The 14,701-nt window shown below is 64.9% G+C and carries 15 protein-coding genes; 9 read left to right on the plus strand and 6 right to left on the minus strand.

What is annotated here, in order from left to right; genetic code table 11:
• Window positions 1-6: 6 nt before the first annotated feature.
• Entirely contained in the window at window positions 7-1,815 is a 1,809-nt protein-coding gene (locus EN738_RS03500) for a winged helix-turn-helix domain-containing protein (protein WP_189605734.1), read from the plus strand.
• Window positions 1,816-1,886: 71 nt separating this feature from the next.
• Window positions 1,887-2,960 carry an FAD-binding oxidoreductase gene (locus EN738_RS03505; protein ID WP_127282473.1) on the plus strand — a complete coding sequence of 358 codons (1,074 nt, stop codon included), beginning with the start codon at window positions 1,887-1,889 and terminating at the stop codon, window positions 2,958-2,960.
• Here the strand turns inward: EN738_RS03505 and EN738_RS03510 are convergent.
• From EN738_RS03510 to EN738_RS03525, 4 genes are all read right to left on the minus strand, one after another.
• Window positions 2,954-4,327, minus strand: a complete 1,374-nt coding sequence (locus EN738_RS03510; protein WP_127282474.1) for an amidase — start codon at window positions 4,325-4,327, stop codon at window positions 2,954-2,956. The genes EN738_RS03505 and EN738_RS03510 overlap by 7 nt on opposite strands.
• Before the next feature lie 133 nt (window positions 4,328-4,460).
• Window positions 4,461-5,255, minus strand: a complete 795-nt coding sequence (locus EN738_RS03515; protein WP_127282475.1) for a class II glutamine amidotransferase — start codon at window positions 5,253-5,255, stop codon at window positions 4,461-4,463.
• 215 nt (window positions 5,256-5,470) lie between these two features.
• Window positions 5,471-6,271: a class II glutamine amidotransferase gene (locus EN738_RS03520; protein WP_127282476.1), complete on the minus strand. Its 801-nt coding sequence runs from the start codon at window positions 6,269-6,271 to the stop codon at window positions 5,471-5,473.
• A 15-nt stretch (window positions 6,272-6,286) separates the two neighbouring features.
• A complete protein-coding gene (locus EN738_RS03525) occupies window positions 6,287-6,538 on the minus strand; it encodes a DUF6356 family protein (RefSeq protein ID WP_126056793.1) in 252 nt (83 codons plus the stop codon).
• 115 nt (window positions 6,539-6,653) lie between these two features.
• Between EN738_RS03525 and EN738_RS03530 the strand changes: the two genes are divergently transcribed.
• The 5 genes from EN738_RS03530 (at window position 6,654) to EN738_RS03550 (ending at window position 10,146) form a co-directional block, all read left to right on the plus strand.
• The gene (locus EN738_RS03530; protein ID WP_127282477.1) at window positions 6,654-7,124 is read left to right on the plus strand and encodes an Lrp/AsnC family transcriptional regulator; all 471 of its coding nucleotides are present in this window, start codon (window positions 6,654-6,656) and stop codon (window positions 7,122-7,124) included.
• An 84-nt stretch (window positions 7,125-7,208) separates the two neighbouring features.
• Window positions 7,209-7,694 carry a dUTP diphosphatase gene (gene dut, locus EN738_RS03535; protein ID WP_127282478.1) on the plus strand — a complete coding sequence of 162 codons (486 nt, stop codon included), beginning with the start codon at window positions 7,209-7,211 and terminating at the stop codon, window positions 7,692-7,694.
• The gene (locus tag EN738_RS03540; RefSeq protein ID WP_127282479.1) at window positions 7,694-8,359 is read left to right on the plus strand and encodes an HAD family phosphatase; all 666 of its coding nucleotides are present in this window, start codon (window positions 7,694-7,696) and stop codon (window positions 8,357-8,359) included. Before dut ends, EN738_RS03540 begins: the two co-directional genes overlap by 1 nt.
• An 80-nt stretch (window positions 8,360-8,439) precedes the next feature.
• The gene (locus tag EN738_RS03545; RefSeq protein ID WP_127282480.1) at window positions 8,440-9,264 is read left to right on the plus strand and encodes a hypothetical protein; all 825 of its coding nucleotides are present in this window, start codon (window positions 8,440-8,442) and stop codon (window positions 9,262-9,264) included.
• Between the two features lie 78 nt (window positions 9,265-9,342).
• Entirely contained in the window at window positions 9,343-10,146 is an 804-nt protein-coding gene (locus EN738_RS03550) for an oxaloacetate decarboxylase (RefSeq protein ID WP_127282481.1), read from the plus strand.
• 13 nt (window positions 10,147-10,159) lie between these two features.
• Here EN738_RS03550 and EN738_RS03555 read toward each other — a convergent pair whose 3' ends face one another.
• Together EN738_RS03555 and EN738_RS03560 are read right to left on the minus strand one after the other, a co-directional pair.
• The gene (locus EN738_RS03555; RefSeq protein ID WP_127282482.1) at window positions 10,160-10,849 is read right to left on the minus strand and encodes a sulfate transporter family protein; all 690 of its coding nucleotides are present in this window, start codon (window positions 10,847-10,849) and stop codon (window positions 10,160-10,162) included.
• Between the two features lie 64 nt (window positions 10,850-10,913).
• On the minus strand, window positions 10,914-11,816 hold the full coding sequence (locus EN738_RS03560; protein ID WP_127282483.1) for an EamA family transporter: 903 nt from the start codon (window positions 11,814-11,816) through the stop codon (window positions 10,914-10,916).
• A 277-nt stretch (window positions 11,817-12,093) separates the two neighbouring features.
• Here EN738_RS03560 and EN738_RS03565 point away from each other — a divergent pair, with 277 nt between their 5' ends.
• Window positions 12,094-13,086 (plus strand): adenosine kinase, encoded by a 993-nt coding sequence (locus tag EN738_RS03565; RefSeq protein WP_127282484.1) that lies wholly within the window; start codon window positions 12,094-12,096, stop codon window positions 13,084-13,086.
• Window positions 13,087-13,468: 382 nt separating this feature from the next.
• Complete coding sequence (locus tag EN738_RS03570) at window positions 13,469-14,203, plus strand: antitoxin Xre/MbcA/ParS toxin-binding domain-containing protein (RefSeq protein WP_127282485.1); 735 nt, start codon at window positions 13,469-13,471, stop codon at window positions 14,201-14,203.
• The last annotated feature ends 498 nt before the right edge of the window (window positions 14,204-14,701 follow it).

The following is a 14,701-nucleotide window of genomic DNA, read 5'->3' on the forward strand; positions in this document are numbered from 1 at the left end:
CTGCCGATGGGGGTCTATTGCTTCGGCGACTTCGAGCTGAACGAGGAATCCCGCGCCCTTCGCCTCGCCGGCAGGGAGGTCGAGGCGCAGCCGCTGGTCTTCGACTTCCTCGCCATGCTGCTGCGAAATCAGGAGCGGGCGCTGAGCAAGGACGAACTGCTCGAAACGCTGTGGCCGGGCGTCACGGTGACGGAGGCCTCGCTGCAGCGCGTGGCGAGTCTCGCTCGCAGCATCCTTCGCCAGGGCGGAATTGAAACGGCGCTGCGCAACCTGCCCCGGTTTGGCTACCGGATCTACCTGGATTCACCTGCCGCTCCGGAAAACAAGATCGTTCCGGCCGGCGAGATGAGCAAGCCTTCGAGCCCCGGCTCGCCAATCCTTTTGGCACGCGCGGCCGTTGCGGCCAGAAAATGGCGTGAGGCCGCGGCCTCCTTCGCCGAAGCAGACGCCACCGACGAGTTGTTGACGGCCGATCTCGAAGAATGGGCATTGGCACTGGAGTGCATGGGACGGCCGGCGGAAGCCATTCCGCTCCTGGCGCGCGCGGTGACGGAGTACGGCGTCGCCGGCGAACGCCTGCGCGCGGCTTCTCCGGCAATCACCCTTGCCATGATCCATCTGGAGAGAGGAGAGCTTGCCGCCGCCAATGGCTGGCATAAGCGTGCCGCGCAGTTGATCGATGGCGCCACCGAGAGCAGGGAGCATGGCCTCTGGTGCTGGATGGGCGCGCGCATCAAGGGCGCGGAAGCCGAGCCGGAGCACGCGCTCGCGCTCGCCGAGCAGGCTTTCGAGGTCGGTAAGCAGCTCGAGGATCCGGTCGTCGAGTCGCTCGGTCTCATCTATCGCGGCTTCTTCAAGCTTTGCCTTGGGGAAACAAGGTCCGGGCAGGAAGACCAGGATTTTGCCGCAGCGCTTGGTCTCTCCAGCGATGTCGACCCGATCGTCGGCGGTATCCTCTACTGCAACATTCTCTGGGCCTGCCGAAATTTCGGCGACTGGGCGAGAGCCAACCAATGGACCCTCAGCTACGAGGGCTGGTGCAGAGGACACGGGCTGGAGGAACTCACGGGCTCGTGCCGGCTGCATCGGGCCGAGGTGCTCGGCGTCCATGGCACGCTGAAAGAGGCGGAGACCCTGGTGCGTGCCGCGCTCGACCAGCTTGCGCTCGACGCGCCTTGGGCCACTGGCGATGCGCTGCGCGTCCTGGGTGACATTCATCTTGCCGCCGGCGATTTCGTCGAGGCAGAAACAGCCTATCGCGCGTCCCACGCCGCGGGCTGGGACCCGCAGCCCGGCCTTGCGCTGCTGCAGCTCGAGCAGGGACAGGCGGAGGCCGCTTTCAGCGCGCTCGAGCGGTCCCTGGTTGGGAACCGCTGGCCAACCCTGCAGCGGCGCGGCATGGTCCTTGCCACGCTCGCCAAGGTGGCGGCGCGGACCGATCGGCTGGAGCGCGCGAAGCAGGTGATCGCCGAACTGGAAAGCGAGCCGCAACGTTGGCCGATGGCCTCGATCCGGGCGCTGACTGCCGAGGCCAAGGCGGAACTGTTCATGCGGGAAGATCGCCTCGTGGAAGCGGCGTGGGAGCTGCAGACCGCATGCTCGCGCTGGGCCGAGATCGGCTCGCCGACCAGCTGCGCGGATGCCAGGCTTTCGCTCGCGGCGCTGCTCATCCGGCTGGGTGACCGCACCGGCGCGGAGCTGGAGCTCGGCACGGTGCTCGCGGTCGCGAAGAAAGTCGACTCGCCGCGCCTCATGCGGCGGTACGACGAGTTGAAAGGGCTGCTCGCCGGCACCAAGCAAGAGGCGCTTGGGTAGCGCATGGACGCCTTCTCGCTTGAGGTCGGCTCGGTGCGATGGCATGACGGGAAACCCCGATGGAGCCCGGCATGAGCAGCGCGAAAGAAGTCATCGTCATCGGCGCCGGCATCATCGGTGCCTCGATCGCCTGGCATCTGACGGGAGCCGGGGCGCGGGTGACGGTGATTTCGGATAGCGGCGCGGGTGGCGTCGCGACACCCAATTCGTTTGCCTGGATCAATGCCAGCTGGGGCAACCCCGAGACCTATTTCCGGCTGCGCCGGCGCGCCATGGCCGAATGGACAAGGCTGGCGAAGGATCTGCCCGGCCTGCCGCTCGCCTGGTGCGGCGGCCTGTGCTGGGACATGCCGGCGGACGAGCTGGAGGCCTATGCGGCCGAGCATTCCTCCTGGGGCTATGGCATCGAGCGCGTCGACCGCGACCGGGTGGCCCGCATCGAGCCCAATCTCACCGAGCTTCCGGAGCTTGCGCTCTATGTGGCGGAGGAAGGCGTCGCCGAGCCGGTTGCCGCTACCAGGGCGCTGCTGGCCGATGCCGAGCGGCGCGGCGCGAAGTTGGCAACCGGAACCGTCACCGCCCTGGTGCGATCCAATGGCAAGGTCACGGGCGTGGAGATGTCCGGCGAGCAGCTTACCGCCGACGAGGTGGTGATCGCGGCCGGCGCCGGAGCTCCGGGGATCGCCGAAACAGTCGGGGTCAAGCTGCCGATCGAAACACCGCCCGGCCTGATCGTTCATTCGCGCCCTTACAAGAAGCTGCTCAACGGGCTGGTGCTGGCCGAGCGGCTGCACATGCGCCAGACGGCCGAGGGCCGCATCATCGCCGGCTCGGATTTCGGCGGCGCCGATCCGGGCGAGAATGCGGAGGACACGGCGCGCGAGCTGTTCAAGGCGACGAAGGCGATGCTGGGCGGCGCCGAGGGGCTGGAGCTCGATTTCCACACGGTCGGCTACCGGCCGACCCCGGTCGACGGCTTCCCGATCATCGGCCGCGCCGAGGGGATGGACGGGCTCTATGTCGCCGTCATGCATTCCGGCATCACGCTGGCGCCGGCGGTCGGTCTTTTTGCGGCCCGCGAAATCCTCGACGGCGAGCGCGATCCATTGCTTCAGCCTTACGGGCTTGGCCATTTCTCTCAATAGCCGGTCGGCCTGCGATAGCCGCCAGTGAGTGGCGCGATCGCTGACGCGATGCCGAGCAGCCGCGTCTCGGACCATCGCCTGCCGACCAACTGCAGGCCGATGGGCAGGCCCTCTCTATCGTACCCGCCGGGTATCGTCAGCGCCGGATGGCCGGAATAATTGAACACCGCGCCATAGGCCGGCAGCATCCAATAGTTCTCCTCTCTGCCGTTGACCTCGATCGCCGTCCCCGGCGCGCAATGCGGGAAGGCGGTGGTCATGGCGACTGGGCAGAGCAGCGCATCGCAGCTTTCGAAGAACCGGTCCCAGCCGAGAATCGAGCGGTCACGGCGGGCGAGCGCCGTGAACCAGCGCGAGACGGGCGTCGGCTGCTCCGGCGGGTCCGGCTGCGCGGCCTCCAGCATCATGCCGATCAGCGCGCCGCCCTCGGCGAGATCGTCGTGCAGATCGAGCCGGGGCAATTTTGCCTCATCGACCATGGCGCCTGCCGATCCGAGCTTCTCGCCAAGCTTCTCGACGGCGGCGCTGATCTCGCCAGCCACCGGGAAGCCAGGGAAGGTCGTGGCGACGGCGAAGCGCAGCGTGCCGACGTCCGGCGTATCCGTAGCCTCGACCGGCACCGGCGCAAGGTCGGTGTCGCCTCCATCCGGTCCGGCGATGATCCGGTAGATCAGTGCCAGGTCCTCGGCGCTGCGCGCCAGCGGGCCGAGGCACGACATCAGCCGGACGCTGCGCGCCATCCCGCCCGGATCGGGAAAAGCGCCGGCCAGCGAAACGCGGTGCTCGGTCGGCTTCAGGCCGTAGACACCGCAGAAGGCAGCCGGCAGCCGGATGGAATCCTGCATGTCGGTGCCGACCTCGAACGGCGTCATGCCCGCTGCAACAGCCGCCGCCGCGCCGCCGCTGGAGCCGCCTGCGGTGCGCGACAGATTCCAGGGGTTGCCGGTGTGGCCGAACAGTGGATTGTCCGATTGCCAGTCGCTGAGCATGGTCGCGACATTGGTCTTGCCGATCAGTATTGCGCCAGCCGCCTTCAGCCGCGCCACGACCGGGCTGTCCTTTTTCGCCACATAGTCGGCAAACGGCGGGAAGCCGACCGTGGTCTTCATGCCGGCCGTGTCGTGCGTATCCTTCAGGGTGAAGGGCACGCCGTGCAGCGGACCCAGCGCATCGCCGCGCGCCAGCGCAACGTCCGCCTGCCTGGCGCGCTCGCGAGCCCCTTCCCTGTCGAGGGTGACGATGGCGTTGACCGCCCCGTTGCCCCTGTCGATCTGCGCAAGATGCGCATCCAGCGCCACCACGGCCGAGATTCTTCGCGCGGCGATCGCGGTGGCGAGATCGATGGTCGAGGCGAAGGCGATGTCCATGACGAATGCTCCGGCTTGCTGGCCGCGCCCGCTGATCAAGATGGCGGACTGTGGCGCGGCTTCAAGCCGAGTTCAGCATCCGAGGATCGGCCTCGCTTGATCGGGATTGCGCTGGTATGCGCGGCCAGATGGTTCAGCTCGCGAGCGCCAACTCCGCCAGAGCCGGAGTAAAGGGCCGAACGACCATGCCATCGCGTGTGATGGTGACGAAGCTCGATGGCGGGATCGCCTGCCACTCGCCGCCTTCGCGGTCGAAGGGCTCCGAGACGATGCAGCGGCCCCTTCCAAAGGCCGAGGTGTAAAGCGTCGGCGCATGATCGTCGGTGGCGTAGCGCACGGCGTGCAGTGCCTTGCCGTCCGAGAAGGCGGCGGTGAGCTTCAGCGCCGGGTCCAGACCGGCGCGGCGCGAGGCGTCGAGCACGCGATTGGCGGCGCGCGTTGCCGCGCCATGCGGATCACGCGACAGGCCCTCGTCGATCATCAGCAGGAAGAACAGCTCGGAATCGGTGCTGCCCGAGCGCCGGTCGTAGACGGCGTCCGAAAGCGAGTTCTCCAGTCCGCGGCGTATCCTTTCGAAGCTGTGGATCTGGCCGTTATGCATGAACGACCAGCGGCCGGAAATGAACGGGTGGCAGTTCATGCGGCTGGTGCCGCCACCGGTCGAGGCGCGGACGTGGGCCAGGAAAAGGCCGGATCTGATCTGCTGGCACAGGCTTTTCAGATTGGGGTCTGACCAGGCCGGCAGAATATCGCGATAGAGCCCAGGCTCGGGCCGCCCGCCATACCAGGCGAGACCGAAGCCGTCGGCATTGGTCGGCGATTTCGCCTCCCGCGCGTCGCGGCTCTGAACGATCAGCGAGTGGGAAGGTGCGGTGACGATCTCTTCAAGGAATATCGCTTCGCCGAGATAGGCGGCCCATCTGCACATTGTCGCGTCATCCTCTTTTGCCCATCCAACCGGGGCCGCGAATGAAAACCATTCGCCGCCGGTGAGGCGCCAGAGATGACAGGAGGACGGTTTGGCGTCCTTACGTCGCGCTGATGTTTTGCTGATCCTTTGCCCAAGGCAGGCCGGAAAGATGGCGGCGATCGCCGGGCGATTCCGGCCCGGACCGCACCGGTCTCGACGGATCGAGATCGTGTTTAGCCGACCAGCGCCAGCTTGTTCGCTGCAGGTGCAAAAGGCCGAATGCCCATGCCGTCCGCCGTCATGGTGACGAAGCTCGACGGCGGGATCGCCTGCCACTCGCCGCCGTCGCGGTCGAAGGGTTCGGAAACGATGCAGCGGCCCGCGCCGTTGCGGAAGACGGAGGTGTAGAGCGTCGGCGCATGATCATCGGTGGCGTAGCGCACGGCATGGAGCGCCTGGCCGTCGGAGAAAGCAGCCGTCAGCTTCAGCGCCGGCTCGAGGCCAGCGCGACGCGAGGCTTCCAGCACGCGACTGGTGGCGCGCGACACCGCGCCTTGCGGGTCTTCGGACAGACCCTCGTCGATCATCAGGAGAAAAAAGAGCTCGGAATCTGTGGTGCCCTCGCGCTGGTCGAAGACGGCGTCGCAGAGCGAATTCTCCAGCGCGCGACGGATCTTCTCGAAACCACCGATCTGGCCGTTGTGCATGAACGACCAGCGGCCGGAGATGAAGGGATGGCAGTTCATGCGGCTGGTGGCGCCGCCGGTCGAGGCGCGCACATGGGCGAGGAACAGGCCGGACTTGATCTGCCGGCACAGGCTCTTCAGATTGGGGTCCGACCAGGCCGGCAGGATGTCGCGATAGAGGCCGGGCTCGGGCCGGTCGCCATACCAGGCAAGCCCGAAACCGTCGCCATTGGTCGGCGACTTGGCTTCCTGGGCGCAGTGGCTCTGGGCGATCAGCGAATGGCAGGGCGCGGTGATGATGTCTTCGAGGAAGACCGCTTCACCAAAATAGGCCGCCCACCGGCACATCGCATTCCACCGTTGCTAGGCGCGGTCCATCAGAGCCTTGGGCTCCTTGACCGCGTGTGAGCCTCTGTTGTGCGTCCGCTCATAGAGCTCGCGGACGATTCGGCTGGCGGTAGTCTCGAACAGAAATGGCAAGAAAGCGTGAACGAGCGCTGCGCCCGCGGCCAGCGACAGGCGCGAGCAGAACCAGGCGGCGAAGGCCATGTGGCTGAAATAGGTCTCGCCCACCTTGGCCGGGTGAGAGGTGAACAGCTTCGAAAACGTCGTCATGGTGATCCCTCCTGCCGGGATGAGCCCCGATGCTGGGTATCGTGCCACGGATCAAAGGTTCATCGATCCCAAATTGTCCTTGCGATGAGCGGCAATTTGGGACAATCATCCCAAGATGAACATAGAAATCGATGAAATCGATCGAAGATTGCTGGCCGAGCTGCAGCGCGACGGCACGTTGTCGGTCGATCAGCTGTCGGAGCGGGTGGCGCTGTCGCGCAACGCCTGCTGGCGGCGGGTCAAGCGGCTGGAGGAGGACGGCGTCATCACCGGGCGCGTGGCGCTGGTCGATGCCGACAAGCTCGGCCTCGGCCTCTCCGTGTTCATCCTGGTCCGCACCTCCAACCACGATCCGGACTGGCTGCAGAAATTCCGCGCGGCGGTGACCGGCTTTGCCGAGATCACCGGCGTCTACCGCATGTCGGGCGATCTCGACTATGTGCTGAGAGCCCGCGTCGCCGACGTGAAGGCCTATGACCGGCTCTACCAGCGGCTGATCGCCAAGGTGGCGCTGTCGGATGTCTCGGCCTCCTTCGTCATGGAGGAGATCAAGGAGACGACCGTCGTACCCGTGGAGCTGCGCTGAGCAGGAACCGCCTCGAAAGAAAGGCGTTGATAGCGTTGCGGCCGGGTTGACCTTTCCGGCACTCGCGCCGATAGGAATGGGCTCATGCGCACAGCTGTCTATCCCTCCTCCGTCATCGGCCCCTCCGTCGGTTTCGTCCGGCTTCCGCATGGCGAAAGCCTGCCGCTGCCGGCCTATGAAAGCTCAGGCGCCGCCGGCATGGATTTGCGCGCCGCGGTGCCGGAAGACCGGCCTTTGCTGATCCTGCCCGGTAAACGCGCGCTGGTGCCGACCGGGCTGATCGTGGAAATTCCCGAAGGCATGGAAGGCCAGGTCCGGCCGCGCTCCGGCCTCGCTTTCAAACACGGCCTTACCGTTCTCAATTCACCCGGCACCATCGACAGCGATTATCGCGGCGAGGTGAAGGTGCTGCTGGTCAATCTCGGCGACGAGGACTTCGCGGTGACGCGCGGCATGCGCATCGCCCAGATCGTCTTTGCCGCGGTGACTCAGGTGGCGGTGGAAGAACGTTCCCTGGCCGGGAGCACGACGCGCGGCGGCGGCGGTTTCGGGTCTACCGGCACCGCTTGATGCGTGGGCCCTTTCCAAAGCTGGTCATCTTCGACTGCGACGGGGTCCTGGTCGACACCGAGAACCTTGCCAACCGGCGCCTCGCCGAGTGGCTGAGCGGCGCCGGCTTCGCCACCACCTTCGAATATTGCCGCAAGAACTTCTCCGGCCGCAGCATGGCCTCGGTGCAGAAAGAGATCGAAGCGGCGACCGAGGTCAGGCTCGGCGTCGATTTCGTCGACCGTTGGAACGCCGGCCTGCCGGACCTGTTCGCGCATGGCGTCGAGGCGATCCCTTATGTGCGCGACTTCGTCGGGAAGGTGCGGGCCGCCGGCATCGCCTATTGCGTCGCCTCCTCGGCTCGGGTGTCGAAGATGCACATCACCCTCGGCCAGACCGGGCTGTTGCCGCTGTTCGAGCACGCCATGTTCTCTTCGACCATGGTCGGGCGCGGCAAGCCGTTTCCGGACCTGTTCCTCTACGCGGCAAAGACCATGGGCTTCGCGCCGGCCGACTGCATCGTCATCGAGGACAGTGTCGCAGGCACCGAGGCCGGCATCGCCGCCGGCATGCGCGTCTTCTCCTATCACGCGGACCCCTATTCCGATCCGCACGGCCTGGAAGAGGCCGGCGGCATCCTGTTCGACGACATGCGCGAACTGGCCGGGCTGGTGCCGATCCCCTGAGCCTATGTTCGACCTTGCCCCCGGCTGTGCGCTGCAAAACTCCGTGCTAGCGTGCGCTCTTTCGAGGGGCACCCGCACATATGATTTCCATTTTGTATCGCTTCATTCTCGCTTGCCTGTTCTTGCCCTGGCTGTGGGCAGCGGCAGGCGCACAAAGCGCCAGCTTCCCGGAACTGAGCAGCGCCGTCCCTGGCCATAACGGCATCACCTATCTCGACCTAGCCAACATGGTCGCTCCGGTTCTCGCCGGCACTTCGCCGATCAAGATCCGCCCCATCAGCGGCGAGGCCGATGACGAGGCGCCACCTTCGACCGGCGACCTGTCGAGCGCCGCCGTGCTCGACATCAAAGCCGGCGGCGGGGAGCGGCTGACGATGCTGTTCGACCTCGGGCAAGCCTCCGACAGCGCCCAGGGTTTCGCTGTGCTGGCTCTCTACGACCTCGGCAGCAAGCCGAAACTGCTCGATGCGGTCAATGTCGCCACCGATCGGAGCACGTTTTTTCGCGAACCGGCCAGGCTTTCGATCAGCGCCGGCGATGACGCCGTCGTCATCACCAGCACGCATTTCAATTCGAACCAGGGCTATGTCAGCACGTTGCTGCTCATGGTCCGCAACGACCGCTTCGAGCTGGTCGACACCATCAATACGTTCGATGAACACTACTGCTACAAGCGGACGCAGGATCTTGCCTTCAAGACGCTCGCGGACGGCCGGCGCTATGCGGCGATCAAGGCGACGGTCACAGACGCCACCGTGCCGGGGGAGGACTGCGAGGGCGGGCAGCCCAAGGCCTCGTCGCACAAGATCTCCGTGACCTACCGCTGGAGCAAGAAAGCGTCGCGCTACGTGCCTGGCTCCAAGGCGTTCGAGCGTTTGTCAGCAGAGAACGAGAAACGCTTCTGAGCCAAACGCATTCGTTTGCCCGGCGAAAATCGGCGCGATAGACTTTCCCGGCAATTCGATGTCTGGAGGGAAGCATCCATGGACAAGGGCAAGATCTTTCGCGACCTGCACGCCTCGACCTTCGTCATGCCCAATCCCTGGGATATCGGCACGACGAAGCTTCTCGCCTCCTTCGGCTTCAAGGCGCTGGCGACGACGAGCGCCGGCTTTGCCTTCTCGCGCGGCCTGCCCGACGGCGCGGTGACGTTCGACCAGATGATCCATCATTGCCGCGAAGTGACGGCGGCGACCAGCCTGCCGGTCTCGGCCGACCTCGAGCGCGGCAAGGGCGACAGCCCGGAACAGGCCGCCGAGACCATTTTCGCAGCTGAGGCGGCCGGGCTTGCCGGCTGCTCGATCGAGGACCACACCGGCGATCCGGAAAAGCCCATCTATGAATTTTCGCACGCGGTCGAACGCGTCGCCGCCGCTGTCGAGGCGGCGCGGGCGCTGAAGCATGACTTCGTCTTCACCGCGCGGGCCGAGAATTTCCTGTGGGGCCGGACCGATATCGACGATACGATCAAGCGGCTGCAAGCCTTCGAGCAGGCCGGCGCCGACGTGCTCTATGCGCCAGGGTTGAGCGACGTCGAGACGGTGCGGATCGTCTGCTCGTCGGTGAACAAGCCGGTCAACGTCATGGCGCGGCCAGGCTTCACCACCGCCGACCTTGCCCAGGCGGGCGTCAAGCGCATCTCGCTCGGACCGTGGCTGACCAACTTCGCCTTCGGCATGCTGGAGACGGCGGCGCGCGAGATCCAGCAGGACGGCACGTTCGGCTTCACCCGCTCCGCGATGCCGTTCGGCAAATTGCAATCGCTGTTTGGCAAGCCGGGCGACTGACGGCCGGATAGAGTTACGCCTTTTCCCGTGCCGATACCGCCTTGTGCAGGTTGACCATCATGGCGGCGGCGAAGAGCGGGGTCAAAAGATTGAGCAACGGCACGGCGAGGAAGGCGGCAATGACCAGGCCGGCCAGGAACACCGTGCCGGCATGTTTCCTGCGCAGCGCCTTGGCCTCTGCCTCCGGGCGGAAGCGCATGGCGGCGAATTCGAAGAACTCGCGCCCGAGCAAGTAGCCGTTGACGATGAAGAAGGCGGCGATGTTGATGCCCGGCACCAGGAGCAGCAGCAGGGCGACTATGTTGCCGAGGACAACGACGCCGAAGAATTTTATCGCCAGCACCAGCGCGTGCAGCGCTGGCACGGGACGGCCCGGCGGATCATCCGGATAGTCGATACGCTCGACCACTTCGGCGATGTCGTCGAGGAACAGGCCGGCGATCACGGCCGTCACCGGCGCGACAAGAAGAGCCATCCCCATCGCCAGAAGGATGCCGGCGACAATGGCGCCCAGCCATCCGGCCCAGGACGGCAGGCCGGGCCCCTGCAGCCACGGCCAAGCCAGCCATTCGAGCAGGCTCTCGATGCCGAACCAAAAGGCCACCAGCGCCAGCAGGGTCAGCCCCAATGTCTTAAGGAAGACGGAGCGGAATTCGGGCGAGAACAGCCGGCTGGCGGCGGCGCGGGCAGCGTCGAGGATCACGGCGTCTCCAACCTCTCATCGACAAAGACGCTTCCGAGATAGGCACCCTTGTCGAGCGGCGCAACTATTGCGCAAGCTTCCTCTGCCGCGCGGGGATGGTCATCGCCGCGACGCCGACGACGACGAAACCCATGCCGAACCAGGCCGTCGGACCGAGGCTCTCGCCCAGGAAGAGCGCGCCGATGCCGACGCCGATCGGCACGCGCAGATAGGCCTGCGACGTGGTGCCGACCGAGCCAAGCGTGTGGATGAGGCGGAAGAAGATCGAGAAGGCGAGCGCGGTGGAGAAGACCGAAAGTCCAATCAGCGCAAGGATCGATGCCGTCGATGGCGAGAGCGTCCACGGCCGGTCGAAAACAAGGCTCAGCGGGATCAAAATCGCGGCGCCGCAGATCATCGAGCCGGCGGCCGGCAGCATCGGGTCGAGCCCCCTGAAGTTGCGCCCGAAAATTGCGGCGCCCGCATAGCTGACGGTGGCGGCGATGACGGCAAGCTGCGCCCATAGCTGATGGCCGAGGCCGCCGAGCGCCTCCGTGCCGACGATCAGGCAGATGCCGGCAATACCGGCGCCGACGCCGACCAGCTTGCGCAGCGTAACCGGCTCGTGGCGGGTGATCAGCGCCGTCAGAAGGAAAGTGAAGATCGGCGATGTGGCGTTGAGGATGGTGGCGAGGCCGGCATCGATGGAGCGCTCGGCGGCGGCGATCAGGGTGAAGGGTACGACGCTGTTCAGGCAGGCCTGGAAGGCGAAGCGACGCCAGGTTGCGGCGTCCCTCGGCATGGCGAGACCGCGCCAGCGGATGATGGCGAGCAGGATGGCGCCGGCGATCAGGGTGCGCGCGGCGATGAAGGTGACCGGCGGGATCGTCTCGACGCCGACCTTGATGAAGCTATAGGACGCGCCCCACAGCACGGCCAGCACGCCAAGAAGAGCCAGTTCGGTGGTCATGTCGGTCTTTGCGGGCATTGCCGGTTCGCGCTTTTCAGAAACTTCGATCGGATCGCTTCTAGCCGACGGCCAGGCGGAAATGTTTCGATCCCGATGCAACCATAGCCGCCATCGTCACGGCCGATATGGTCCAGTTTGATGCGATGGCTGAAGCAGCCGGCGAATAAGCGCAGCCATTGGCCGGCATGGCGGAACCCGATGCCGATTTTCGGGGTAGGCAAAAGGACGGCAACTCGCTAGACCCGCGCCCGGCCGGCATGGCAGAAAGCCGGCAGGTTCCCAGGCGGAGAGATTGATGCCGGATTATGACGTGCTTTGCATCGGCAATGCCATTGTCGATATCATCGCCCAGTGCGACGACGCCTTCCTCGAGACCAACGGCATCATCAAGGGCGCGATGAACCTGATCGACACCAGGCGCGCCGAGCTGCTCTACAGCCGCATGGGCCCGGCGATCGAGGCTTCCGGCGGCAGCGCCGGCAACACGGCGGCCGGCATCGCCAGCTTCGGCGGCCGCGCCGCCTTCTTCGGCAAGGTCTCGAACGACCCGCTCGGCGAAATCTACACCCACGACATCCAGGCCCAGGGCGTCGCCTTCGACACCAAGCCACTCCAGGGCCAGCCGCCGACGGCGCGGTCGATGATCTTCGTCACGCCGGACGGCGAGCGCTCGATGAACACCTATCTCGGCGCCTGCGTCGAGCTCGGTCCCGAGGATGTCGAGGCCGACAAGGCCTCCGGCGCCAAGGTTACCTATTTCGAGGGCTATCTGTGGGATCCGCCGCGCGCCAAGGAAGCGATCAGGCAGACGGCGAAACTGGCGCATGAAGCCGGACGCGAAGTGTCGATGACGCTGTCGGACTCGTTCTGCGTCGACCGCTACCGCGACGAGTTCCTGGACCTGATGCGCTCGGGCACCGTCGACATCGTCTTCGCCAACAGCCACGAGATCAAATCGCTCTACCAGACCTCGTCTTTCGAGGACGCGCTGGCGGCGATCCGCAAGGATTGCAAGATCGCAGCCGTCACCCGCTCGGAGAAGGGCTCGGTGATCGTGCGCGGCGACGAGACCGTCACCATCGAGGCGACGACGATCCGCGAACTGGTCGACACCACCGGCGCCGGCGACCTCTACGCCGCCGGCTTCCTCTACGGTTACACTGCTGGACGCAGCCTGAAGGATTGCGGCAACCTCGGTTCGCTGGCGGCCGGGCTGGTGATCCAGCAGATCGGGCCGCGGCCGCGGCAGAATTTGCGCAGCGCGGCCCAGCTGGCGGGGTTGCTTTAGGCCTCTTAGCTCTCCCCTTGTGGAAGAAGTCGGATTGCCCCGATTTGTCCTTCACAAATCGGCTGGCAATCCGGGTGAGGGGTATGCTGGCGCCAAGCTGGAACACCCCTCAACCGTCTCGACGCTGCGCGCCGAACCACCTTCTCCAACAGGGGAGAAGGAAGAACGCGATTTGTCGCACGTCTGTCATAGAGCACACCTACACGCAGACTGAGGCGTCCCGTGACTGACATTTCGGGATGTCCAGTTGGGGTGCAAGAAATGCAAGACAGCAACCTGTCGGGTCGCTGTGTTTGTCGTTGCTGCCATTTTCGCTTCCTGCTGTAGCCATTTCAATCGGCCGCAGCTGGGGAGGAGCGCTCGTGGCCTGCAAGACAGATACATGACCAGATTTCAAAATCCGACGGATGCGATATCGCAGGATGCCCTGGCGGGCCTCGTGGCCGAGGCGGTGCAACAGGCACTAATCCAGCATGGGGTCGTTCTTGACGCACAGACCCTAGGTTCAACCAGCGCCTTCGCCGGCAATGTTGCCGCAAGCCTGCCTTTCCTTCCGCAGGCACAGCGGCTCGCGATTGGCTCTTTCAAGGGCGAATGGAGCGCCTTGGCCTCGGAGTTGGTCCATGCAGTAACGGCCGCACAGCGCGACATGGCGAATACCTCGGATGACATCGCTGCTTTGGCATCGCCAGGCGACAGCCGGAAACCCGCTTCCCCCGACCCGCGCGAGCGAACCAACGATCTCCAATCGGTGCTGATCGAGGATTGGGCCGGCGAGGTCGCAGGGTCGACCTATCTGGAAGAGAATTTCCGCATACCGCGCTCGACCCTGCATCGCTGGCAACGGCGAAACGAGGTCATTGCCTTGCGCAAGGGTGGCCGCAAGCATGTCTTCCCGCTCGCCCAGTTCGTCGACGGCAGGCCGGCGCCAGGGATCAGCGAGGTGCTTTCGCTAATTGCCAATCCAAGGCTGGCCTGGTTCTGGCTGATCCGCCCTTCGCCCGATCTCGGTGGTCGCACTCCCATTGAAATGCTCAAGCACGACATGGTGCGCGAGGTGGTGCAGGCCGCACGCGAGTTTACATCGGCAGACAGTCTCAGCGGCGCTTCAGTCTGATTTTCGGCCTTCAAATCAAACGGTTGGCCAATTGTTGATGCCTCGTTCGTTAATCGACTAAATTCCTCTCATCAGATAGTCATATTTAAGTTTACTCTAGGTTGTTCAAATCTATCTCAACGTTGCATTTGTACTGTTTGTTCCGTTTGTGCCAAATTCGTTGAGATATTCGTGGTATTTGCGCAACAATACTTTTCGAAGAATCCAAAATCCCTTTTTCAAACATGATCTCTGTTGAATAGCGCTCCCGCTTGCGCCATGTCGGGGACGAAAAGGGCGGCGCGATGCGCGTCATTTTCAACAGTGGGGACGGGGCGGCAACGCTTGCCCTTCAGCAAAGATATCAAACCCGTTTAACTTTTGTCTGGAGATCAGAAAATGAACATCAAGAGCCTTCTTCTCGGCTCAGCTGCGGCCCTGATCGCAGTTTCCGGTGCGCGCGCCGCCGACGCCGTTGTCGTCGCCGAGCCGGAACCGGCTGAATACGTCAAGATCTGC

It is taken from the genome of Mesorhizobium sp. M4B.F.Ca.ET.017.02.2.1, from assembly GCF_003998955.1.
GTDB lineage: Bacteria > Pseudomonadota > Alphaproteobacteria > Rhizobiales > Rhizobiaceae > Mesorhizobium > Mesorhizobium abyssinicae.

Coding starts and splice junctions, on each gene's coding strand:
- EN738_RS03500 (WP_189605734.1), top strand. CDS start 7: ATGGGGGTCTATTGCTTCGGCGACTTCGAGCTGAACGAGGAATCCCGC.
- EN738_RS03505 (WP_127282473.1), top strand. CDS start 1,887: ATGAGCAGCGCGAAAGAAGTCATCGTCATCGGCGCCGGCATCATCGGT.
- EN738_RS03510 (WP_127282474.1), bottom strand. CDS start 4,327: ATGGACATCGCCTTCGCCTCGACCATCGATCTCGCCACCGCGATCGCC.
- EN738_RS03515 (WP_127282475.1), bottom strand. CDS start 5,255: ATGTGCAGATGGGCCGCCTATCTCGGCGAAGCGATATTCCTTGAAGAG.
- EN738_RS03520 (WP_127282476.1), bottom strand. CDS start 6,271: ATGTGCCGGTGGGCGGCCTATTTTGGTGAAGCGGTCTTCCTCGAAGAC.
- EN738_RS03525 (WP_126056793.1), bottom strand. CDS start 6,538: ATGACGACGTTTTCGAAGCTGTTCACCTCTCACCCGGCCAAGGTGGGC.
- EN738_RS03530 (WP_127282477.1), top strand. CDS start 6,654: ATGAACATAGAAATCGATGAAATCGATCGAAGATTGCTGGCCGAGCTG.
- dut (WP_127282478.1), top strand. CDS start 7,209: ATGCGCACAGCTGTCTATCCCTCCTCCGTCATCGGCCCCTCCGTCGGT.
- EN738_RS03540 (WP_127282479.1), top strand. CDS start 7,694: ATGCGTGGGCCCTTTCCAAAGCTGGTCATCTTCGACTGCGACGGGGTC.
- EN738_RS03545 (WP_127282480.1), top strand. CDS start 8,440: ATGATTTCCATTTTGTATCGCTTCATTCTCGCTTGCCTGTTCTTGCCC.
- EN738_RS03550 (WP_127282481.1), top strand. CDS start 9,343: ATGGACAAGGGCAAGATCTTTCGCGACCTGCACGCCTCGACCTTCGTC.
- EN738_RS03560 (WP_127282483.1), bottom strand. CDS start 11,816: ATGCCCGCAAAGACCGACATGACCACCGAACTGGCTCTTCTTGGCGTG.
- EN738_RS03565 (WP_127282484.1), top strand. CDS start 12,094: ATGCCGGATTATGACGTGCTTTGCATCGGCAATGCCATTGTCGATATC.
- EN738_RS03570 (WP_127282485.1), top strand. CDS start 13,469: ATGACCAGATTTCAAAATCCGACGGATGCGATATCGCAGGATGCCCTG.